Source organism: Bradyrhizobium sp. WSM2254, assembly GCF_000472645.1.
Classification (GTDB): domain Bacteria; phylum Pseudomonadota; class Alphaproteobacteria; order Rhizobiales; family Xanthobacteraceae; genus Bradyrhizobium; species Bradyrhizobium niftali.
This window is the reverse complement of sequence record NZ_KI421445.1, coordinates 211,533-231,478: the sequence shown is the minus strand read 5'-3', so window position 1 is coordinate 231,478 and position 19,946 is coordinate 211,533. Positions and strand designations below refer to the sequence as shown.

The window sequence follows — 19,946 nt, the reverse complement described above, 5'->3', positions numbered from 1 at the left end:
TTAACCAATTGGTCATCTTCGCGTGGCGGCAGGTAACTGCGGATTAACCATAGATATTTACGGTGGAGCAGGCCACTGAACAGTGCTTGCCAGTTGAATCCGAGTAAAGTCCATGACGTTCGGTCGCCGCGCAGACCCGACAAGTTCCGGATCGACCGGTGTCTCCGCGTCGTGGCAGACTCAAAATGCGTCGAACGGTGAGACTGACGGTGCCGCAACACGTCTTGGCGGTGTGCTCACTGCCGCAGGCGCGCTCTCCTTCATTCGGGACAATGCTCGCCGCATCCTGACGCTCGCTCTCGCGATCTTCGCCCTCGGCGTCGTCGTTCTGCTGGTGATCCCGGTTCGATTTGCGGCGACCGCGCTGGTCGTTGTCGATCCCCGGGAGCAACGCGTGACTGCGGACCAGGACGTTCTGCCGGGCATAGGGCAGGACAGCGCCGCGCTGCAGAGCCTGGTCGAAGTGGCGAAGTCCGACGGCTTTCTCAAGCCGCTGATCGAGCAGCTCAAGGTTCAGGACGACGAGGACATTTCCGGGGGACATACCGACCCCGCGCGCCTGCTCGAGAGATTCCGCAACCGTCTCGACATTTCCCGCCGCGGGCTCACTTACGTCATCGCCATCCGCTTCACCTCGAACCGTCCGGAACGGGCGGCCTATTATGCGAATGCGATAGCGGAGTCGTTTGTCGCGAGTCAGACGCGCAACCGCACCGAGGCGACCGACGATGCGGCCGATTGGCTCAGCGGGCGGCTGAAGACGTTGAACGACCGGCTGAGGGCGTCAGAGGACGCCGTGGCCACGTTCAAGCTCGAGCACAGGATCGTCAACGCGGGCAAGGATGCCACGACCCAGCAATTGCGCGTGACCGAGCTGTCGCAGCAGGTTGCCGCCGCGCGCGCCCGGACCGAAGAGGCGAAAGCGCGCTATGAGCAGGCTCAGCGCGACCTGAAGGCGAATGTCGAGGGACCCGTCAAGCAGGATCTCCTGAGCGCGCTGCGCGCGCAGCGGTCGGCGCTCAATGATCAAATCGCGCAGAAGCGGGCGGTGTTCGGCGATCGCCATCCCGACCTCGTCATGTCCTACAGTCAGCTGAACGATCTCAACAGGCAGATCGAGGTCGAGCGGACAAAGGGCATCGACACCGCAAAGTCGGAATACGAGGCCCAGCGCGAACAGCAGAAGGCGCTCGAAGGCCAGATGAAGGCGGCTGAATCGCAGATCCTGGTCGACGGTCAGGCCCTGGTCCGGCTCCAGGAGTTGCAGCGCGACGCCGAGGCCAACAGAAACATCTACGAACAGTTCCTCTCGCGCTCCAAGACGACGAACGAGCAGCGTCTCTTGCAGAGCTCCCAGACCAAGATTGCTTCGTCCGCCATTCCGCCGCTACGCTCGACGCTTCCGCCGCTGCCCTTGCTGCTCGCCGCGCTCGCGATCGGCTCGCTGCTGACATCGACGGCGGTCGTTGCGGCAACCGGACGCGGATCGGACAAGGCTGCCGAAGACGCTCGTTCTCCCGATCCGGCTCCACGCCAGCCCGTGTCGTCGCCACGCCCGCCCGTGTGGGCCCGCATTCCCGACCTGCTGCCGAGCGATGTGCCCAGAAACATCTGGCAAGGACCGGTCTCCGCGACGGCTGAGCTCGATCTCGGTCCCCATTTGCGCCCGCTGCTCGACCGGCTGGAGAAATTGCCGGGAGCCCGGGGTAAGGTCGCGCTCGTGATGTCGGTCGGCAAGCGGGCCGGCGGCAACACCGTCGCGCGGTCGCTGAACCGGTGGGCTGTGAACAGGGGGAAGCTGAGCGTCCTGATCCGGGTCGAGCCGGACCTCGGCGGTGCCGGGGCTGGCCTTGCCAAGGGCCAGTCGGACGGCATGACCACGGCGGATTTTCGCAGCGTCGATGCGCTTCTGGGCGCCGGCAAGCGGCCCGAGGCATCGCCCGCGGACGACATTCGCTCGGAGTTCGATCTGATCGTCGTCCATGCCACCTCGCTGGCCTTGCAGCCGGAGGCGGCGGCGCTGGCCGCTCACGCCGATCTGGTCGTCCTGGTCGCTTGCGAAGACGCGGTCGATTCCGCTGCAATGCGCAGGGCAATGGCTGCGCTCTCCCGCTTTGGCGGCGTGCCGACCGGGCTCGTCATCAATCGCGTCCCGGCCGATCCGTCGGCGGCGCGCCGTCGAGGCGAAGTGTTGGGCCTGGCCGGTTGATCCGCGCCTAGAGCGTTTTCGAGCGAAGTGGATACCGGTTCGCGTAAAGAAAACGCGTCAAAACAAGAATCGAGAGCCCCGTTCCGATTCCATCGGAACGGGAAGGGCTAGTCGCCGGAGTCGGCGCCGCGAACGGCGAAGGCGCCGCGTTTCGATGCCGAGAAGCGCAAGAGCACGAGAATTGAAGGATCGACTCCGGTTCGCCGGCGACACAGGACGTTGAGCGCGATGGTCGCGAGCGCCAGCGACACCGTCGCCGAGATCGCTGCGCCAAGCACGCCGAGCCAGGGAATCAGGACCAGAAATCCGACCAGCCGCAGCGCCACGTTCGCCGCGACGACGGGGACATAGACGCGCTCATGGCCGGTCAGCTGCAGGATCGCCGCGGATGGACCGCCCGCCGCCTGGAAAGCCGTGCCGATCGCGAGCACGATCAGGACCCAGTGCTGTTCGGCGAAATGGGGCCCGAACAGGTTGAGAAGCTGGGGGCCGCCGATCCAGATCAGGAGAAGTCCACTGGCCACGCAAAGCCCGGTCACTTCCGCCATGAGCTGCAACGTTCGCCCGAACTCCTGGTGGTTCTTGCTGAAGTACAGCGAAGGAAGCCGGCGCGCCCCGAAACTGTACAGTGCTGCCGAGACCATGGCGAAGATGTTGGCCAGGCGCGAAGCGGCAAAATAGATTCCGGCGGTCGTCGGATCCAGCATCCAGTAGACCAGGATGACGTCGAAATACTGGTTGGCGGCTTCGAGGATGGACGCGACCCAGAAATGAAGCGCGCTCGATCTCCAGCGTGAGGTCTCGGAACTTGCCGCTGTGCTGCGCAAGTCGGGCAGGGCGCGGGCAATCGCAACTATCTGCGCGACCAGGCCCACCGACATGGCGATCGTCATCACGGCGAACAACTCGGCGGGATCGAGCTGCCGGTGGCCGAACAACATGGCAAGCAGAAACAGGACGACGATGACCCGCCAGAAGAGCTCCCGGTTGCCTTCGCCCATGAGAATGCTGACCAGCGAGCGGGCGATCTGGCTGCCGAGCATCAGTCCGGCATTCACCGCAGTGTAGGCCGAGAGAGCAAGGATCAGAAGCCACCAGTCGCCCCTCAAGCTCGCGGCCAACGCGACCGCGGCGATCGCGATCAGCATCGCGACGGAGGTCATCCTGAAGCTCGACAGGAGGACACCTTTGATGAGGTCGGGCCTGTCTCCGACCTGATACTCGTTCAGGAATCGCACCAGGAGCGATTCCTGGCCGACCAGCCCCACGACCGCTGCGATCTGGGCAACCGAAAGCCAGGTCGCAAAGATGCCGAATCCATCAGGCGACATCGTTCGCGCCGCCAGCGAGAACAGCGCAAACGCAAGCGCGCCGCTGCCAACCTTGAGGAGGATGGTCCCGACAACACCGCGCGTCACGTCGCGCCGCAGGAACTGGACGATGGATTCGATCATGGACGTTGCGGGACGACTTTCCCCTGGAGATACGCGTTACGATAGCGGTGACAGCCTAGCATGGTGAAAAACCGCGAGTGTTAATGGGGGCCTCTGGAGTCCTTTTGGTCGCGGCCGATATCGGCGAAACGCCCGCTGCGTCACGGTGGGACACATTCGTTCCGCCTGTCCCGGATAGAGCGAAGGCCGGCTCTGTCGAAAGCGACGTGATGTCGCTCTGACGCGAAGCAGCCATGCATTCCACCGTGGCATTGCCGAAGACCGGCCCTTGTCGAACATCCTGAGCAAGACGCGTGCCGGGATATCATCCGGCCGATCGAGTCTCCGGTTCATTAACCTCGATCGATGGAAATGATCGCGCTCGGTCCTGCGATGCGACATCAGGCGGGATAATTGCACCTGGAACCACCGTTAACCGTGGGAGCCTGGACCATGACGGCGGATAGCACCGTGACCGAGCCGATCGCCGCAGCTGCGACCACGACGACGTTCGCGGACATCGCGATTGTCGGAGGTGGCCTTGCGGGTTCGCTCGCGGCTTCCGTCCTTGCGCGGGTGGGGCATCGCGTCGCGCTGGTCGACAAGCGCGCGGTCTATCCGGACGAGTTTCGGGTCGAAAAGATCGGAGGCCAGCAGCTGGAGATGCTCCGCAGGCTGGGCTTCATCCGTGGCCTCGCGAGCGTCGCCTGTCCATACGATCGCGTGCTCAATGTCAGGGAAGGCAAGGTGGTCGATGTCAGCGTCGGCCAGGCCTACGGGCTTCCCTATGCCGGTCTCGTTGCCATGGCGCGCGGCCAGATGCCCGATCCGTCCAGTCTGATCCTCGACGAGGTCACCGCAATTACCTGTAGCGACGACATTCAGCATCTCGAGCTTGCCTCCGGACGCCGCCTGAATGCGCGTCTTGTCGTTCTGGCGACGGGCATGGCGGGAGCTCTCGGATACAAGCTGGGCATCAGGCGGCGCGTGCTGGCCGCAGGCCACTCGGTTTCCTTCGGCTTCACGATCGCTCGCCGGGACGGCGCGCCGTTCGATTTCAAGGCGCTGACCTATTACGGCGAGCGCACCTCCGACGGCGTCGATTATCTCAGTCTGTTTCCGGTACCCGCCGGCATGCGGGCCAATCTCTTCATGTTTCGCGACCCGACCGATCCGGTCATGCGCGATCTGCGTCGCGACACGGAAGCGACAGTCCTGCGGCTGCTGCCGGGATTGCAGCCCTACCTCGGTGATTTTCGCGTAACGGGCCGGGTCCGGAACTGGGTGATGGACCTGTCCGTCGTCGAAGGACACCTCCAGCCCGGAATCGTGCTGATCGGCGATGCGTTTCAGACCAACTGTCCTGCTGCCGGAACGGGCGTGGCCCGCCTGCTGGTGGACGTCGAGCGCCTCTGCACCGAATATGCGCCGCGGTGGCTCGCGACCGAAGGCATGGGCATCGAGAAGATATCGGAGTTCTATTCCGATCGCGACAAGATCGCCGCGGACCAGCAGTCACTGAAGATGGCGCGCTTCCGCCAGGCGCTGACGTCCCGCGACGATATCGGCTGGGATGTGCGGCGACGGCTGCACTTCCTGAGGCGCAGCATCACCCATCGGGTCGATCAGATGCGGCCGGGCTGGCTTGCGCAGGTCCGCAGCGCATTGCGCGCCTGAGGGCTGCAATCCGCCGGCGCCTCGCGCCGGTCAGCGCGTCGGCGTCGAGGTGCGGGTTGGCGAGAGCCGCAACTCCGAAATTCGCTTGGCGGCAAGCTTGAGCCAGGGTGCCTGCTTCAATGCGAACAGCGATATCGCGCCTGTGGTGCTGCCGGCGTGCGTGACCGCCCACATCGGCGAGGGCTGCCCGCCGAACAATTTCTTGTATGGCTCGTCACCAATGGTGAAGTCGAGCATCTGATCCCCGCGCTCGATGCAGTCCTTCGCCACCTGCTCGAACATCAGCGCGCCGAGGGATTGGCTCTTGTATCCGGCAATGTCGAAGGCACTCATGATGACGAGGAAACTGTCGCGGTGGTGCAATCCGAGCACGGCGGCGATCACCTCGCCATCCATCTTCATGGCATAGAGCCGCGCAAGGGAGCCGAGACCACGGACCGCGATGTCGGAATAGAAGTCGTAATATTCGGGCCGCTGGAGCAGGTCTCCGTCGCCCTGCGACTGGAACCGCGGGCCGCGAAACTTCCTCATCACGTCCAGCGCCTCGAGGACGGCGGCGCTGTCGTCGCAGCACGAGAAGCTCAGCGCGCCCTTCTTCTGGAGCTGCCGATACTTCTTTGCGAGCTCCTTCTGATAGGAGCGCTCCATCGCACTGGTCCGCCATTGGGCGAATGGGGCGAGCAGAACCGTTGCGTAGGCATTGGTGTCCATCGCGACGCGGCGGGGCGCACCCAGAAGGTTCTCGATCGGGAGCCGCCCGTCCGGCAGCTTGGTCATTCGGAGCAGGTCGAAAGGGCGAACGATGCGGCGAATCTCGGCGCATGCATCCGCATCCCTGAGCAGCTCGGAAAACACCATTGGGCTGCAAACCGGCGCCAGATAGTCGGAGACGCGCAGGTCGGCGAATTCGACGGTCCGTATCGGGCCGCGCCGGATCCGCAGCAAGGGCAGCACCATCGCAAGGGCGCCCGTCGCGCGGTGGCGAACCACGACGACAAGAGGTGTTGCTCCGGCATGCGACGCAAGCCTGCCGTAGAGGCTATGCAGCCAAAGCGGATGCTGGAACGCGGTGGCAGCCGAGTGATCGAACAGCTCTGCATAGTCCGGCGACAGGAAGTCGAATGCCGGTTCGACGGCGATATCGAACGTGTTGCCAGGCGTGTTCATGCGTAACCAGGGAAACCGGATAATTCGGGAGTGCTCGATCGAGCTCAGGGCTTATAGCAGGGGAGTGACGGTCGAGATACCGCGGTGGTACGATTTGCATCAATGGACTGAGCCGGTCTCGTATCGTTACCGAAGTCTAAAGATTTCGCGGCCGCGACGGCTCGGATGTCGAGACCTGGCCGCGCTAGCAAATAATTAACCGCGTTTAAGGAAGGTCAATTCATGGCCAGCCTACAGACCGAGGTGGACTCCGGGGCTCCCGGGAGCGCGATCTGGAAGACGCGCAGCGTTGGCGTTGAGAAGATTGCCAGGGCTGCAATTGGCTGTTCGATCACCATCAACGTCGTCGCGTCGATGGGCACCTTCAATACCGCGCTGTTACCGGCGGAGCTGACCTATCTGCAGCAGGCCGTCGCGATCCTGATGTGGGGCGTCCTGATCTATGCCAGCGCGTTCGTGCGCCCGCGGCTGCGTTTGCAGTTCAATCCCGATTTGATCGTCCTGGTCGCATTCTACGCCTTCGCCGTCACTTCGGTGTTCTGGACCAGCCTGAACGCTGCTGCCATCATGAAGAGCCTGGCGCTCGCGATGACGACCTTCGGCGCATTCTGTCTCATCACGCGCATCGACATGGACGAGGTCGTCAGGGCCACGGCCCTTGGGCTTTTCATATTGGTGGCCGCATCCGCCTTCTGCGCGCTCGCCGTACCCGATATCGGGATAGACCACAGCTGGATGCATAACGGTCAATGGCAAGGCGTCTATGAATCGAAGCAGACCCTCGGTTTCGTCGGCGCGTATCTGATGTTCTTCGCCTGCTATCTGAAGATGAAGGGGCAGGGGTGGTCGGCTTTCCTCCTGGTGTTCCTTCTGGCGTCCACATGTGTCCTCGCGTCTGAATCGCGAGGCGCCGGTGCCGTTGCCCTGGCCGCCTGTGCATTGCTCGTGACCTCGATGTGGTCGGTCACCTGCATGAGAATCTATGCGCTCCTGCCGTTCGTCATGTGCTTGCTGGCCGGCGCGCTGATCTTCTATTTTTACGCAACGGGGTATGAGGCGATTCATGTCGGTGATGCGTCCATCGATCTGACCGAGCGGACGTTCATCTGGCATTACGCCATCAGCCATTTCGATGACGCACCGCTGCTCGGCTTCGGGATCAACGGCTTCTGGACGATCCCGTCGATCTACGACTATTTCGAACAGAACCACGGCTGGGTGCTCGACAATTATCACAGCGGCTATATCGCGATCCTGATGGAGACGGGGTTTCTCGGCTACTTGCTTTTCGCCGCGAGCGTCCTTCTGTTCTCGAACAAGGTTCTCCATCTGATTTCGGCCCGCGCGATCGACCGGTCGCACTGCGCGCTCATCATCGGATTTGTCGCTCTCAGCTTTCAGACCAACTTTACCGAGACGACGTTCCTTCGCTCGACGATGTTCACGTCGGTGCTGCTGGTGGCGTTCTTCTTTGCGACGTGCAGGCCTGTGCCGCAGACCGATTTCTAGTCTCAACGAATGGAAGCAAGATGAGAGCCATCCGCGCTCGCTGGACGAGAAGCTTCAATGTTGCGGCAACGGCTTTTTTCCTCGCGTCGTCTTGCTTCCATGCCCATGGGGCCGGGCAGGCGGCGTCCCGTGACCTGCCGAAATTGGGGCGCGGCATCAATATTCTCGGCTATGACGGGATCTGGGAAGGCGGCCGGAACGCGCCGTTCCGCCTGGACAATCTCACCGCAATCAGGAAGGCCGGATTTTCGCATGTCAGGATCAACTTCTTCGGCTTCAAGTTCATGGGCGAGGGAAACGTCCTGGACGAGATCGTTCTGAGGCGGCTGGATGCCGTCATCGAGGAAGTCCTCGCAAGGAACCTCATTCCGATCGTTGACGAGCACGACACTCATGTTTGCCAACGCGACGTTTCCGGATGCCGCGAGAAGCTCAGGGCGCTCTGGCGGCAGATCGCCGAGCGCTATGCCGGAAAATATCCCGCGCTGGTCTTCGAGGTCCTGAACGAGCCCGGCGGGCAAATGACGTCCGCCGACTGGAATTCACTCCTCAACGAATGTCTTGAGATCATCCGCCGCACCAATCCGGCGCGGCCGGTCATTGCCGCGGTTCTCAACACGGACGACATCCCCGTCGACGACCTCGCGCTGCCGGCCGACGACAGGAACCTCATCGTCACGTTTCACTATTACGCGCCGATACGATTCACGCATCAGGGCGCGCCGTGGTCTTCGACGTTTTCGCGGATCGGACCGCTGGATTGGGGCGGTCCGGACGACGAAGCGAAGGCGGCCGCTGACTTCAGGAAGATGGATCTCTGGGCGCAGAAGGAGAAGCGCCCGGTTTATCTCGGCGAATTCGGGGTGTATGAGCGTGCGCCATCCGACAGCCGCGCGAGATATTTGTCGTTCATGGCAGGAAGCGCCGACAGGCTTGGCTGGTCATGGGCCTATTGGCAATTCGACCATGATTTCGCGGCCTTCGACAGCGCGCGGCAGGCCTGGAAGCCGGACATCCTGCGTGCGCTGATCCCGCCGCAGCGTTGAAGCTCGTAAATCGCCTAGCGTAGCGCGGCACCAATCGATCAGAACCATGTGGCGATCTCCCCGAGGCGTCGATACGCCGTCTCGCGCGCGGCGAGGATCGGGGCCGCCGGACCGGTGGTCGGCCCGATCGGCACGAAGCGCACGTCGCTGATGCCGATGAAGCGCAGTGCCTCGCGCAAATAGGGTGTCGCCATGTCGGTGCGACCGCGATTCATGCCGGTGACGAAGTCGCTGCCGCTGGCGAGGATGACGATGGTCGGCCGGTCCTTTAGCAGCGGAAGATATCCCGACGCCGGGTCGAACCGGAAGGTAAGCCCGGGCTGGACGATGATGTCGAACCACTGCTTGAGCTTGTAGGGGATGCCGAAATTCCACATCGGCGTCGAGATCAGCACGCGTTCCGCGAGCGACAGGCGCGTCGCCATGCGCTCGGCCTCGGCAAAGCTGTCGCGCTGGGCGTCGTCGAAAGCCTGGGCCTTCATCCGCGCATATTTGGCCTCGACAATGGGTCCCGCAAACTCCGGCATCCGCTCCCGCCAGAGATCCATGACATCGATGTCCCAGTCGGGACGCGCCTCGCGAAATCCGTCAAGGAAGACGCGCGCGCCGGCGCTCGACTCCGAGTCGGGACGCGGCGAGCATGAGAGGTGCAGGAGCTTTGCCACCGCTCATCCCAGCGCTCTGATGACGGCATCCGCACGCGTGACGATGGCGACGTTCTGCATGGCAAAGTTGATCGAGGCGGAGTGCCAGTCGGCATTCATGGTCGAGCAGCAATCCTCCGGCACGATCATGAAATAACCCTTGTCGGCGCCGGTGCGCGCGGTGTGCTCGACCGACATGTTGGTCCAGGCGCCGGTGTTGATGATCATGTCGCGGCCGGTGGCCTTCAGGATCGTCTCCAGCCGCGTCCCCTCCCAGGCGCTCATCCGCATCTTCTCGACGACGAAATCGCCGGGTCGCGGCTCGAGGCCCGAGACCGGCGCCGCGCCCCAGCTGCCCCGTACCATCGCCTTGCTGTCGACCAGACCCTCGAACAGCGGCGCGTTCAGCGTCACGCCGGGGGCGCCGGGCTCGACCACGAACCAGACATGGATGATGGCGACGCCGCGCGCCCGCGCGGCCTCGGCAAGACGCCGAACATTCTCGACGACATGCTGCTGCTTCGCGTGACCAGGCGCGCCTGACTCGGCGAATGCGCCGCCATCCATGATGACGTCGTTCTGAAGGTCCTGGATGATCATGGCGCAGCGCTGCGGATCGAGCTGCATCTCGCCGTCGGTGAGGATGGGCGCTGCGGCCGCGGGGCCGGCGCTTGCGCCGCCGCCGCCGCCGCGCTTGCCGCTCATATAGGGCTCGTGGCGCGGTCCCACCTTGGTAGGGATGGCATAGACCGAATGCGTCGAGGTCAGATAGAGCGTGCGGAAATCCGGCCCGCCCCAGGCGAGGTTGGCGACGAGCTCGGGCACACGAACCTTGCCGAGCAGTTCGCCGCGCGGCGTATAGACCCAGACGCCGCCGGGTGCGGTGACCCAGATATTGCCGTGCTGGTCGCACTTCATGCCGTCGGGCAGGCCAGGCTCGAGCTCGGACTTGATTCCGCTTGCGAACACGCGCGCGTTCGAGAGCGTGCCGTCGGCGTTGACGTCGAACACGCGGATCAGGGCCTGCACGGTGTCGTTGACATAGAGCAGCCGTTCGTCGGGCGAGAAGCACAGCCCGTTCGGCTGGTCGAACAGATTGCGCTCGACCACGAGCCTCGGCTCGCCGCCCGGCATGACGCGATAGACGCCCTGGAAGCCGAGCTGCCGCGGCCGCTCGACGCCATAGACCGGCATGCGGCCGTACCAGGGATCCGAGAAATAGATTGCGCCCGAGGAGTGCACGCAGACGTCATTGGGGCTGTTGAGCTCCTGGCCTCCGAAATGCGAGGCCAGCACCTCCCGCCGGCCGTCCGGCCGCTCGCGGATCAGCGACGAGGTGGCGTGCTCGCAGATGATCAGGTTGAGCTCGGCGTCATAGGTCATGCCGTTGCATTTGTTCGACGGGCGCTTGACCTCGGTCACGCCGCGCCGCGGGTCCCAACGCCGGCGAACGTCGCCAGGCATGTCCGAGAACAGGAGGTAGTGATCGACCGGATGCCAGATCGGGCCTTCCGTGAAGTCAAAGCCCGTTCCGACCTGTGCGACCGGCGCATAGGGATCGATCAAGGTCTCGAATTCACTTCGCAAGGTGACATGCGTCATCGGTCGATCCTCGGAAGCATGATCCGGAAAAGTGTGGAGCGGTTTTCCGAAAGGATCATGCGTGAATAAAAGCGTCAGGCCGGGAACCAGTTGCGCGGGGGCAGCGACTGCACGATCGGGCCGGGGACCTGGTCGTGCAGACGGCCGACGACCATGCCGCCCTCGATCTTGGCCGGCCTGTCGTGCACCGGCAGCAGATAGCGCGAATTGCTCAGCAGCTTCTTGATCGAGGCCTTCTCCGCCCGCTTGCTGGTGCCGTGGTTGCCGGTCGTCCGCGGCTCCCAATCGTGAATCTCGTTGAACGGCGTGACGATCTGGTCGTTGAAATCGTAGATCACGTCGCCGCAGATGGTTGCGATGCCATCGGCAGTCTCGACGATGATGTTCATCGAGCCCTCGGTGTGGGCGTTGGCGGCGTCGCAGTAGACGCCGGGCATCAGCTCGATCGGCCCGGTAATCTCCAGGTCGAGGAAACGCAGCGCGCTCTTGGTGTGCAGGCGGTCGATCAGGTGCTTGATGTCGGGCGCCGGATATTGCGGATGCATCAGGCCGGAGACCGAATATTCCAGCTCCTTGCGGTTGAGGACGACGGTCGTGTTCATCGGGAACAGATCGTCCTTGCCGGCGTGGTCGATGTGCAGATGGGTGTGGCAGACGAAGCGCACGTCGCCCATGCGCACGCCATGGCGGGCAAGCTGGTTCTCGATCATGTGCTCGTGGTACTGCAGCCCGCGCATGCCCAGCGTTTCCATGATCTGGTTGGAGCGGTAGCCGGTGTCGACCACGACAGGATATTTGCCGCCGAGGATCAGAAAGCCGAGCGTGAGGACGCGGCGGGTGCGGCCGCAATCGCGGCCGAGAACCAGAAAGCTCGATTCCAGCTCGATATCGCCGTAGTCCAGGATCTTGATCTCCAGCGCCATCCGTGTCTCTCCCTGTCTCGTTTCTTGTCCGTCAAAGCCGATAGACGCGCGCTGCGGTGGTCCGGAAGATCGCGTCCTGTTGCTCGGTACTCAGCGGAGCGGCCGCCGCGCGAAACGCGTCGATGAGCTCGCGATAGCTGGTCCACAATTTCTCGATCGGGAAATTCGATCCGAACAGGCAGCGCCCGGCGCCGAAGATCGCGACCGTGTCGGTCAGCACCGCCGCGATATGCGCGGGATCGTTGCGGTGAATGAACGTGCCGAGCCCGGACAGCTTCGACACCACGTTGGGACATGCGGCGAGGCGTGCCATTCCAGCGCGCCAGGCCGCGCGGCCTGCCGGCGAAAGATCCTCCGGCATCCCGGCGTGCTGGAGGATGAAGGTTACCTTGGGGAAGGCCTCGGCAAGGTCGGCGGCGCCCGGCACTTGCGGGGCGAACACCTGAAGGTCGAAACTCCAGCCGTAGTCGGCGAGGTGTCCGATGTTGCGGCGGATCGAGGGGTCGAGACAGAGATCGGGCCGGGCGGCAAAACGATAAAGCGGGTTCTCGTGCCAGTGCAGCTGCATCCGCACGCCGCGCACGAGCGGGTAACGCTTGAGGTGGTCGAGCTGCGGGCGGACGTCGTCGACGGCGAAATTGGCGTAGGCGACGATGGCATGGGGCCAGCCATGCGCGTCCGCGGTCTGCTGCACCCAGGCCGCCTCGTCCTCGAAACGGTCATTGGCCCAGTTGGTCTGGACGTAGACGGAGCGACTGACGCCGCTGCCCTTGAGGTCGTCGAGATATTCCTGGATCGGATAGTCGCGCCGGATCGGCTCGTAGGGTCCGAAGATGCGGGGCTGCATGGGGCCGATCAGCCAGGGCAGGTCCGCCTGCCGCCAGATGTGATGATGCCCGTCGACAATCTCGGTCACGCAACTCTCCTACGTCCCAGTGCCAGCACGTGCGCGACGATCGACGCGCTCGACCCGCCGTCGACGAGATCGTCGACGAAGCGTTCGATGGCGACGAGCGCTTCGGTCTGCGGGCGAAAGCCGGGGCTCGTCGCGAGCGGCGTCAGCCAGCTCAGGCGCCAGGCCCGCCGTGACAGCTTCGCCACTGCGTCGCGCAGCGCCTCGGGTGCGCCGCGCTCCAGCCCGTCCGAGACGACGATGACGGCCGCCCCGCGCGCATAGCCGCCGAACCTGGGCACCGCGAGGAAGGCTTGCAAGGCATCGCCGATCCGGGTGCCGCCGTCCCAGTCGCTGACGAGATGGGCGGCTGCATTCAGCGCCTGTTCGCGCCGCTTCATCCGTAGCGCGCGGGTGACGCGGGTCAGGCGCGTGCCGAAGGTGAAGACCTCGACATTGGGCGCGGCCTGCACCAGCGCGTGCGCGAGCTTCATGTTCTCCTCGGTGCGGCTTTTCATCGAGCCCGAGACGTCGATCAGCAGCAGAAATTTTCGCGGGCGCTGCCTGCGCTTCAGGTGTCTGAGATGCAGGACCTCGCCGTCGCTGCGCACGGAGTCGCGCAAGGTGCGGCGGAGATCGGCGAAGGGACCGCGACGCGCCTGCCTGCGCCGGTGGCCGCGTCGCCTGGGTAGACGCCGTGGCGCTTCGCGGGTCAGGCGGCGGAGCGCATCGGTCGAAGAGAGTTGCGCGAAGCGGCGCTCGACCAGCGCCTCGCTGCGGGTCGCGGTGAGGCCGGATTCGTTGGCGTCGTCGGAGAGCAGCGGCTCCTCGTCGCCGCGGCCTTCCTCTTGAAGCCGGACGGTCTCGTCGTCCTCGCCGTCGTCATCGCGCGTGATGGCCTCGCTGCCACGGAAATGGAGGTCGAACAGCCGGTCGAAGGTCGCGCGTCGCTCGGGCGGCGGGGCGAGGGTGGCCAGCGCCGCCTGGCGGATATCGCCGAGGTCGCGCGGGCCGAGCAGCTCGATCGCGGTGAGGAATATGGTGGTCTGCTCCGGCGCGACGGCAAAGCTGTTGGCGCGCAGCAGTGCGACGAAGGAGACGAACACGCGCGCCGCCTGCGGCAGTTGCAGTTCGACACTCATGCGGTCGCCTCCGCAAGCATCGCGTCGAGCCGGGGCGAGATGAAGTGCAGGTCCTCCTCGTCCTTGAGCGCCACGCCGATCGAGCGCTTGAAGGCCTCCGGCCAGCGCGCGCCGCCCTTGTGCAGCAAGGTCGCCGCCTCGGCCCAGTCGACGGCTTCGGCGATGCCCGGCGCCTTGCTGAGCGGCTCGCGCCGCAACTTTCCGACCGCCGCGACGACCGCCCGCGCGGTCGCCTCCGCAACGCTGGAGGCGCGCAGCATCACGATGCGCGCCTCGCGCTCTTCGGTGGGATAGTCGATCCAGTGATAGACGCAGCGGCGGCGCAGCGCCTCGTGCAGGTCGCGCGTCCGGTTCGAGGTCAACACCACGACGGGGCGTTCCGCCGCGCGGACCGTGCCGCGCTCGGGAATGGAGATCTGGAAGTCGGACAGGAATTCGAGCAGGAAGGCCTCGAACTCCTGATCGGCACGGTCGATCTCGTCGATCAGCAGCACGGTGGAATCGGGCGCGCGCAGCGTGGCGAGCATCGGCCGTTCGATCAAGAACGTCTCGCCGTAGATGTCGATGCTCTCATCGCCGGCCTGGCGGATCGCGAGCATCTGGCGCGGGTAGTTCCACTCGTAGAGCGCAGCGGAGGCGTCGATGCCCTCATAGCATTGCAGCCGGATCAATCGCCGCCCCAGCACGGCGGCGATGGCCTTCGCCGCCTCGGTCTTGCCGACGCCCGGCGCGCCTTCGAGCAGCAGGGGCTTGCCGAGGGCGAGGCCGAGATAGGCGGCGGTCGCGAGTCCCTCGTCGGCGAGGTAATAGGCCGCGCGTAGCGCCTTCTCCAGCGCTTCGGGGCTGTCGATGCCGACGATGTTGCTGCGGACCGCCATTCCAAGTCCTCTAGCGCCGTGCCTGCGGTCGCGCGCCGCCCTGCGTCTTGATCGCGCGCAGCACTTTTTCCGGCGTGATCGGCAGATCGTCGATGCGGACGCCGACCGCGTTGAAGATCGCGTTGGCAACGGCCGGCAACACCGGATTGGCGCACATCTCGCCGGGGCCCTTGGCGCCGAACGGGCCATCCGGCGCAGGGCGCTCCAGCACGGCGATGTCGTGCGGGCAGATATCGCCGGGGCCGGGCATCAGATATTCGACGAAATCGCGGGGGCCGTGAACGGGATCGGGATAGTAGGGCTCCGGCGTCTCGTACAGCGCATGGCTGACGCCCATCCAGGCGCCGCCGACCAGCTGCTGCTCGACCAGGCGCGGATTGAGCGCGCGGCCAAGCTCGTAGGCGGAGTCCATGCGCACCATCGCGACCTCGCCGGTCTCGTCGTCCACCTCGACCTCGGCGACCAGGCAGGCATGGGCGTAGCAGGTTGCCGGCGACATCTCGCCGGTCTCCGGATCGACGTTGGAGAGAGGGACGAGGAAGATGCCGCGACCGGAGATGGTCTTGCCCTGCTTGAACTGCGCGGCGATCGCGACGTCCTTGGTCGAGATCGAGCGGTGCGGCGCGCCCTTGACGTGGATGTTGCCGCGCCCGTCGGTCTCGAGATCGGCGGCGTTGACCTCCAGCTCCTCGGCGGCGGCCTCCATCATCACGCCGCGCGCCTCGCGGGCCGCGGCCATCACGGCGTTGCCGACGCGGTGGGTGCCGCGCGAGGCGAACGAGCCCATGCAATGCGGGCCGGTGTCGGAGTCCGCCGTGTCGACATAGACGTCCTCCACCGGCACGCCCAGCGTCTCCGCGCAGATCTGCCGCGTCACCGACTTCATGCCCTGGCCGAGGTCGATCGACGACAGCGCCACCGTGAACTTGCCGCTCGGATTGGAGTGCACCAGCGCCTGGCTGGGGTCGCCGCCGAGATTCATGCCGATGGGATAGTTGATCGACGCCATGCCGCGTCCGCGATGCCGGGTCATCTAGCGCCTCCTGGTGCCGAAGACGGAGGAGAAACGGGTCGCGCCATGCGAGGGCGCAGCGGGCCGCGGGGGAGGCGGCGCCGGTGGTGGCGGCTCACGCGGCGGTTCGCGGGTGACCGTCGGCGGAAGCCGGTCATAGGTCGTGCGCTGCTGCGCGGCCACCGCCGGCCGGCTGCGCGAATCCGCCGGGGTCGGCGGGATCACCGCGCGGCTGCCGCCGCCGTCCTTGCGCGAGGACGCCCGCTTGAACTCGTCGCGGATCGGCCATTTGGCCTTTTCGGCCGCAACCTGGACACATTCGATCAGCGCGGTGTTCTTGGCTTCGCGCCTGTGCGCCTTCATGTCGCCGTCGCGATAGGCGTTCAGGATGCGGAACTCCATCGGGTCCATGCCGACGAGGTTTGCCAGCTTGTCCATCTGGCATTCGATGGCAAAATCCATCGCCGTGACGCCGAAGCCGCGCATCGCGGTTGCAGGCGTCCGGTTGGTGAAGACGCAATAGACGTCGCCATAGACGTTCGGGATGGTGTAGGGGCCGGGCAGGTGCGCGGCGCATTTCACGGCGGCGTAGCTGGACAGCCGCGTATAGGCGCCGCTGTCGAAATAGGCGCGGATCTTGCGCGCGACGATGCGGCCGTCGCGCATCACGCCATCCTTGATGTAGATGCGCTCAGCGCCGCGCGGCGGGCCGTATTGCATCTCCTCCTCGCGGCCGAACACGTAGCGCACGGGGCGTCCCGTCAGCATCGCCCCCAGGATCGCGAGCGGCTCGGTCAGCGTGTCCACCTTGCCGCCAAAGCCGCCGCCGACGGTGCCGCCGATGAAGTGGAAGGTGTTGGACGGCACGTCCAGGATCTTGGCGCAGGTATCGACCGAGAAGAACAGCGCCTGCGTCGAGGTGTAGACGACGTAGCGGCCGTTGGTGTCGGGCGCGGCGATCGCGCCGTTGGTCTCGGTCGGCGCGTGCTCGATCGGCGACATCTGGTAGCGCTGCTCCAGCACGTGATCGGCGGTGGCGAGCGCCGCATCGGCGTCGCCGAAGCGCAGGCGCTGGTGATCGTAGACTTCGTGATAGGTGAACGTGTTCTTCGGGTAGGTCTCGTTGACCACGGGCGCGCCGGGCTTCAGCGCGTCCTCGACGTCGAACACCGACGGCAGCACCTCATAGTCGACCTTGACCTTGGCGATCGCCTCGAACGCCTCGCGCTCGCTGTCGGCGACGATGGCGACGATCGGCTCGCCCTTGTAGCGGACCTTGTCCACCGCCAGCGACGGCTCGTCGTCCTTGCCGAAATTGATCAGGCTCAGCAGCGTATTGAGATTAACCGGCACGTCGGTGCCGCGGATGATCCGGCGCACGCCGGCCGAGCGCTCGGCCTCGGTGGTGTCGATGCGGCGGAGCCTTGCATGCGCCTCGGTCGAGCGCACGACCTTCAGGTGCAGCATGCCCTGGAGCTTATGGTCGTTGAAATAGCTCGACGTGCCCGTGACGTGGCCGAGCATGTCCTGGCGCTGCGTCCCCTTGCCGATTTCCTTCAAATTATCGTCGCGCTCGTCGGCGAAGATGTCTTTGCGCAGTTCCAGCATGATGGGGATCCTCAGGCACTCGCTCGGCTGCCGGAAGCAGCGAGGATGGCGTCGATGATGGGCTCGTAGCCGGTGCAACGGCAGATGTTGCCGGAGATGGCCTCGACCACCTCGGCGCGGCTCGGGGCGGGGTTGCGGTCGAGCAGGGCCTTGGCGGCCATCAGCATGCCCGGCGTGCAATAGCCGCACTGGGCGGCAAAATGGTCGGCAAAGGCGCGTTGGAGCGGATGCAAATTCGGGCCCTGCTTCATGCCGTCGAGCGTCTCGACCGCGCGGCCCGCTACGGTCTCAGCCAGCGTCAGGCAGGAAAGGTGAAGTTCGCCGTCGATCAGCACGCTGCAGGTGCCGCAGCCGCCCTGGCCGCAGCCGAATTTCGGCGTCATGTCACCGATCAGCTCGCGCAGCGCGACCAGCAGATTGGTGCCGCCGTCGACGAAGATTGCGACGTCGCGGCCATTGTGGCGAAATTGCAGAGGTATCTTGGACATGACTATCTATTCCTGGCCGGACAGCAGACGCCGCAGATGAACGCCGACGATCTCGCGGCGATACCAGGCGCTGCCGAGCGCGTTGTCTGTTGGCGATGTTCCTTCGGTCGCTGCGGATGCGGCGGCCGCGATGGTCGCGGCATCCAGCGAGCGGCCCTCGAGCGCGCGCTCGGCTGCGCGGGCGCGGATCTGCGTCGGGGCCATCGAGCCCAGCGCGATGCGGGCGCCCGCGATCCGGCCGCCGCTGACCGGCAGGTGCGCGGCAAGGGTGATGACCGAGCCGCCCTTCGGCTTGATGCGCGCGATCTTGCGATAGCGGAAGGCCTCATTGCTGGCCGGCCGGGTGCAGGACACCGACAGCACCAGTGTCCCGGCCTGGCGGTCGCGCGCCTGCAGGAACTCTTCGATCGGGACATCGCGCGCGCCAAAGCCGCCTTGCACGGCGACGGTGGCGTCGAGCGCCAGCAGCGCGACGGTGAAATCGCCATAGGGATTGGGGGCGAAGAGATTACCGCCGACGGTGCCCATGTTGCGCACGGCGGGACCGCCGATCGAGCGGGCAGGGGCATGCAGGAAGGCGAGGTCCCGTTCGGCGAGGATTCGCGCGAAGGTGACGCCGGCCCCGAGCGTCACGCGCGGACCGGATGCGTCGGTCCGGGTCAGTGCCTGGTCGTGGGCGCGAACGACGGTCGAGATCGTGACGTCGCCCTCGTTCAGCGCGCGCATTACCAGCGTGCCGCCACCGAGATAGCGCGCGCTGCGGTCCGAGGACAGCGCCCCGGCCGCTTCGCTGACGCTCGAAAAAGTCTTCACTGTCACGGCCATGACTATGCGGCCTCCTTCAAATGCCGCCGGATCGCCTCGAACCCGGCCTGGTAAATGTCTTCCGCGACCATGTGGGTGATGCGGTCCTTGTCTTCCGGCCTGGTCGTGAAGCGCGACTCCCAGTGCCAGAAGGTGCGATCGCCGTCGGTGACCGGCAGCAGCCGGACATGGGCGACGTAATTGAACATCGGCACGGGCGTATCGAGCAGGCAGTAGCTGAAGGACTGTTCGAGGTCGGACAGCGCCAGGAGCTGCTCCCGCAGCTCGGAGCCGTCCTTCAGCTTGAAGCGCCTCACGCAGCCGATCTTGTCGGAGGATTGTGCGCGCTCGATCGTCGAGGTCGCAACCGCCGGGTGCCAGCGGTCGTGCCCGTTGAAATCGCGCAGCACGGACCACGCCGCATCGGTCGGTGCGTCCAGGATCGTGCTCTTGACGATATGCGGCACCGTCAACCTCCGAACACGCGCTTCAGCGCGTCAAACCCGCCCTGGAACACGCCGCCGCCGATATTGTTGACGAGTTCGGTCTCGCGCTCCGGCGCGCAGTCGAACTCGGCGGTCCATTCCATAAACGTCTGGTCGCCGTCGGTGACGGGCGTGAGCCGCAGGGTGGCGACGTAGTTCTCCACGCCCATCGGCGATTCCAGGATCGAGTAGGTGCAGAACATGTCGTAGTCGGAGAGGCCGAGCAGCTTCTCGCGGATGCGGTCGCCGTTGCGCAGGCGAAAATCTCGCACACATCCGATCTTGTCCGAGGGCTCGCCGCCTTCGATCCGGCTCTCGGCGATGGCGGGATGCCAGTTCGGCAGGCCGTTGAAATCACGCACCCGCGCCCAGACGCGGTCGTTGCGGGCATTGACGACGGTGGAGACGTAGACGCGGGCCATGAACG

The 19,946-nt window shown here is 65.2% G+C and carries 18 protein-coding genes; 4 read left to right on the top strand and 14 right to left on the bottom strand.

Annotation, left to right across the window (positions count from 1 at the left end):
* Nucleotides 1-112 precede the first annotated feature (112 nt).
* Entirely contained in the window at nt 113-2,209 is a 2,097-nt protein-coding gene (locus A3M7_RS0140010) for a GumC family protein (RefSeq protein WP_027548918.1), read from the top strand.
* A gap of 107 nt (nt 2,210-2,316) precedes the next feature.
* Here the strand turns inward: A3M7_RS0140010 and A3M7_RS0140005 are convergent, their stop codons facing one another.
* Entirely contained in the window at nt 2,317-3,663 is a 1,347-nt protein-coding gene (locus A3M7_RS0140005; protein ID WP_027548917.1) for a lipopolysaccharide biosynthesis protein, read from the bottom strand.
* A gap of 432 nt (nt 3,664-4,095) precedes the next feature.
* On the opposite strand from A3M7_RS0140005, the gene A3M7_RS0140000 reads away from it, so the two are divergent.
* Complete coding sequence (locus A3M7_RS0140000; protein ID WP_027548916.1) at nt 4,096-5,319, top strand: NAD(P)/FAD-dependent oxidoreductase; 1,224 nt, start codon at nt 4,096-4,098, stop codon at nt 5,317-5,319.
* 30 nt (nt 5,320-5,349) lie between these two features.
* Here A3M7_RS0140000 and A3M7_RS0139995 read toward each other — a convergent pair whose 3' ends face one another.
* The gene (locus A3M7_RS0139995; RefSeq protein WP_027548915.1) at nt 5,350-6,486 is read right to left on the bottom strand and encodes a GNAT family N-acetyltransferase; all 1,137 of its coding nucleotides are present in this window, start codon (nt 6,484-6,486) and stop codon (nt 5,350-5,352) included.
* A gap of 222 nt (nt 6,487-6,708) precedes the next feature.
* Here A3M7_RS0139995 and A3M7_RS0139990 point away from each other — a divergent pair, with 222 nt between their 5' ends.
* Together A3M7_RS0139990 and A3M7_RS0139985 are read left to right on the top strand one after the other, a co-directional pair.
* The gene (locus A3M7_RS0139990; RefSeq protein WP_027548914.1) at nt 6,709-7,995 is read left to right on the top strand and encodes an O-antigen ligase family protein; all 1,287 of its coding nucleotides are present in this window, start codon (nt 6,709-6,711) and stop codon (nt 7,993-7,995) included.
* Between the two features lie 20 nt (nt 7,996-8,015).
* On the top strand, nt 8,016-9,041 hold the full coding sequence (locus tag A3M7_RS0139985; RefSeq protein ID WP_027548913.1) for a glycoside hydrolase family 5 protein: 1,026 nt from the start codon (nt 8,016-8,018) through the stop codon (nt 9,039-9,041).
* Nucleotides 9,042-9,079: 38 nt separating this feature from the next.
* Here the strand turns inward: A3M7_RS0139985 and A3M7_RS0139980 are convergent, their stop codons facing one another.
* The 12 genes from A3M7_RS0139980 to A3M7_RS0139925 form a co-directional block, all read right to left on the bottom strand.
* Nucleotides 9,080-9,706: an FMN-dependent NADH-azoreductase gene (locus A3M7_RS0139980; RefSeq protein ID WP_027548912.1), complete on the bottom strand. Its 627-nt coding sequence runs from the start codon at nt 9,704-9,706 to the stop codon at nt 9,080-9,082.
* 3 nt (nt 9,707-9,709) lie between these two features.
* Nucleotides 9,710-11,287 carry an isochorismatase family protein gene (locus A3M7_RS0139975; RefSeq protein ID WP_027548911.1) on the bottom strand — a complete coding sequence of 526 codons (1,578 nt, stop codon included), beginning with the start codon at nt 11,285-11,287 and terminating at the stop codon, nt 9,710-9,712.
* A 74-nt stretch (nt 11,288-11,361) separates the two neighbouring features.
* On the bottom strand, nt 11,362-12,210 hold the full coding sequence (locus A3M7_RS0139970) for an MBL fold metallo-hydrolase (protein ID WP_011086154.1): 849 nt from the start codon (nt 12,208-12,210) through the stop codon (nt 11,362-11,364).
* A 31-nt stretch (nt 12,211-12,241) separates the two neighbouring features.
* Nucleotides 12,242-13,126 carry an amidohydrolase gene (locus tag A3M7_RS0139965; protein WP_027548910.1) on the bottom strand — a complete coding sequence of 295 codons (885 nt, stop codon included), beginning with the start codon at nt 13,124-13,126 and terminating at the stop codon, nt 12,242-12,244.
* Nucleotides 13,123-14,244 (bottom strand): VWA domain-containing protein, encoded by a 1,122-nt coding sequence (locus tag A3M7_RS0139960; RefSeq protein ID WP_027548909.1) that lies wholly within the window; start codon nt 14,242-14,244, stop codon nt 13,123-13,125. The genes A3M7_RS0139965 and A3M7_RS0139960 overlap by 4 nt, the downstream gene beginning before the upstream one ends.
* Nucleotides 14,241-15,122, bottom strand: coding sequence for a MoxR family ATPase (locus A3M7_RS0139955; protein WP_027548908.1), 882 nt, complete (start codon nt 15,120-15,122; stop codon nt 14,241-14,243). The genes A3M7_RS0139960 and A3M7_RS0139955 overlap by 4 nt, the downstream gene beginning before the upstream one ends.
* A 10-nt stretch (nt 15,123-15,132) precedes the next feature.
* The gene (locus A3M7_RS0139950) at nt 15,133-16,155 is read right to left on the bottom strand and encodes a xanthine dehydrogenase family protein molybdopterin-binding subunit (RefSeq protein WP_027548907.1); all 1,023 of its coding nucleotides are present in this window, start codon (nt 16,153-16,155) and stop codon (nt 15,133-15,135) included.
* Nucleotides 16,156-17,742: a xanthine dehydrogenase family protein molybdopterin-binding subunit gene (locus tag A3M7_RS0139945; protein ID WP_027548906.1), complete on the bottom strand. Its 1,587-nt coding sequence runs from the start codon at nt 17,740-17,742 to the stop codon at nt 16,156-16,158. It lies immediately after the preceding gene.
* An 11-nt stretch (nt 17,743-17,753) separates the two neighbouring features.
* Nucleotides 17,754-18,230 carry a (2Fe-2S)-binding protein gene (locus A3M7_RS0139940; RefSeq protein WP_027548905.1) on the bottom strand — a complete coding sequence of 159 codons (477 nt, stop codon included), beginning with the start codon at nt 18,228-18,230 and terminating at the stop codon, nt 17,754-17,756.
* 6 nt (nt 18,231-18,236) lie between these two features.
* Nucleotides 18,237-19,055: a xanthine dehydrogenase family protein subunit M gene (locus tag A3M7_RS0139935; RefSeq protein WP_027548904.1), complete on the bottom strand. Its 819-nt coding sequence runs from the start codon at nt 19,053-19,055 to the stop codon at nt 18,237-18,239.
* A gap of 2 nt (nt 19,056-19,057) precedes the next feature.
* Entirely contained in the window at nt 19,058-19,501 is a 444-nt protein-coding gene (locus A3M7_RS0139930; RefSeq protein ID WP_027548903.1) for an SRPBCC family protein, read from the bottom strand.
* A 2-nt stretch (nt 19,502-19,503) separates the two neighbouring features.
* Nucleotides 19,504-19,941 carry an SRPBCC family protein gene (locus A3M7_RS0139925; protein WP_011086163.1) on the bottom strand — a complete coding sequence of 146 codons (438 nt, stop codon included), beginning with the start codon at nt 19,939-19,941 and terminating at the stop codon, nt 19,504-19,506.
* Nucleotides 19,942-19,946 lie beyond the last annotated feature (5 nt).

Excerpts from the sequence above, each read along its gene's own strand:
- A3M7_RS0140010 (WP_027548918.1), top strand. The coding sequence starts at position 113 with ATGACGTTCGGTCGCCGCGCAGACCCGACAAGTTCCGGATCGACCGGT.
- A3M7_RS0140005 (WP_027548917.1), bottom strand. The coding sequence starts at position 3,663 with ATGATCGAATCCATCGTCCAGTTCCTGCGGCGCGACGTGACGCGCGGT.
- A3M7_RS0140000 (WP_027548916.1), top strand. The coding sequence starts at position 4,096 with ATGACGGCGGATAGCACCGTGACCGAGCCGATCGCCGCAGCTGCGACC.
- A3M7_RS0139995 (WP_027548915.1), bottom strand. The coding sequence starts at position 6,486 with ATGAACACGCCTGGCAACACGTTCGATATCGCCGTCGAACCGGCATTC.
- A3M7_RS0139990 (WP_027548914.1), top strand. The coding sequence starts at position 6,709 with ATGGCCAGCCTACAGACCGAGGTGGACTCCGGGGCTCCCGGGAGCGCG.
- A3M7_RS0139985 (WP_027548913.1), top strand. The coding sequence starts at position 8,016 with ATGAGAGCCATCCGCGCTCGCTGGACGAGAAGCTTCAATGTTGCGGCA.
- A3M7_RS0139975 (WP_027548911.1), bottom strand. The coding sequence starts at position 11,287 with ATGACGCATGTCACCTTGCGAAGTGAATTCGAGACCTTGATCGATCCC.
- A3M7_RS0139970 (WP_011086154.1), bottom strand. The coding sequence starts at position 12,210 with ATGGCGCTGGAGATCAAGATCCTGGACTACGGCGATATCGAGCTGGAA.
- A3M7_RS0139960 (WP_027548909.1), bottom strand. The coding sequence starts at position 14,244 with ATGAGTGTCGAACTGCAACTGCCGCAGGCGGCGCGCGTGTTCGTCTCC.
- A3M7_RS0139955 (WP_027548908.1), bottom strand. The coding sequence starts at position 15,122 with ATGGCGGTCCGCAGCAACATCGTCGGCATCGACAGCCCCGAAGCGCTG.
- A3M7_RS0139950 (WP_027548907.1), bottom strand. The coding sequence starts at position 16,155 with ATGACCCGGCATCGCGGACGCGGCATGGCGTCGATCAACTATCCCATC.
- A3M7_RS0139945 (WP_027548906.1), bottom strand. The coding sequence starts at position 17,742 with ATGCTGGAACTGCGCAAAGACATCTTCGCCGACGAGCGCGACGATAAT.
- A3M7_RS0139940 (WP_027548905.1), bottom strand. The coding sequence starts at position 18,230 with ATGTCCAAGATACCTCTGCAATTTCGCCACAATGGCCGCGACGTCGCA.
- A3M7_RS0139935 (WP_027548904.1), bottom strand. The coding sequence starts at position 19,055 with ATGGCCGTGACAGTGAAGACTTTTTCGAGCGTCAGCGAAGCGGCCGGG.
- A3M7_RS0139925 (WP_011086163.1), bottom strand. The coding sequence starts at position 19,941 with ATGGCCCGCGTCTACGTCTCCACCGTCGTCAATGCCCGCAACGACCGC.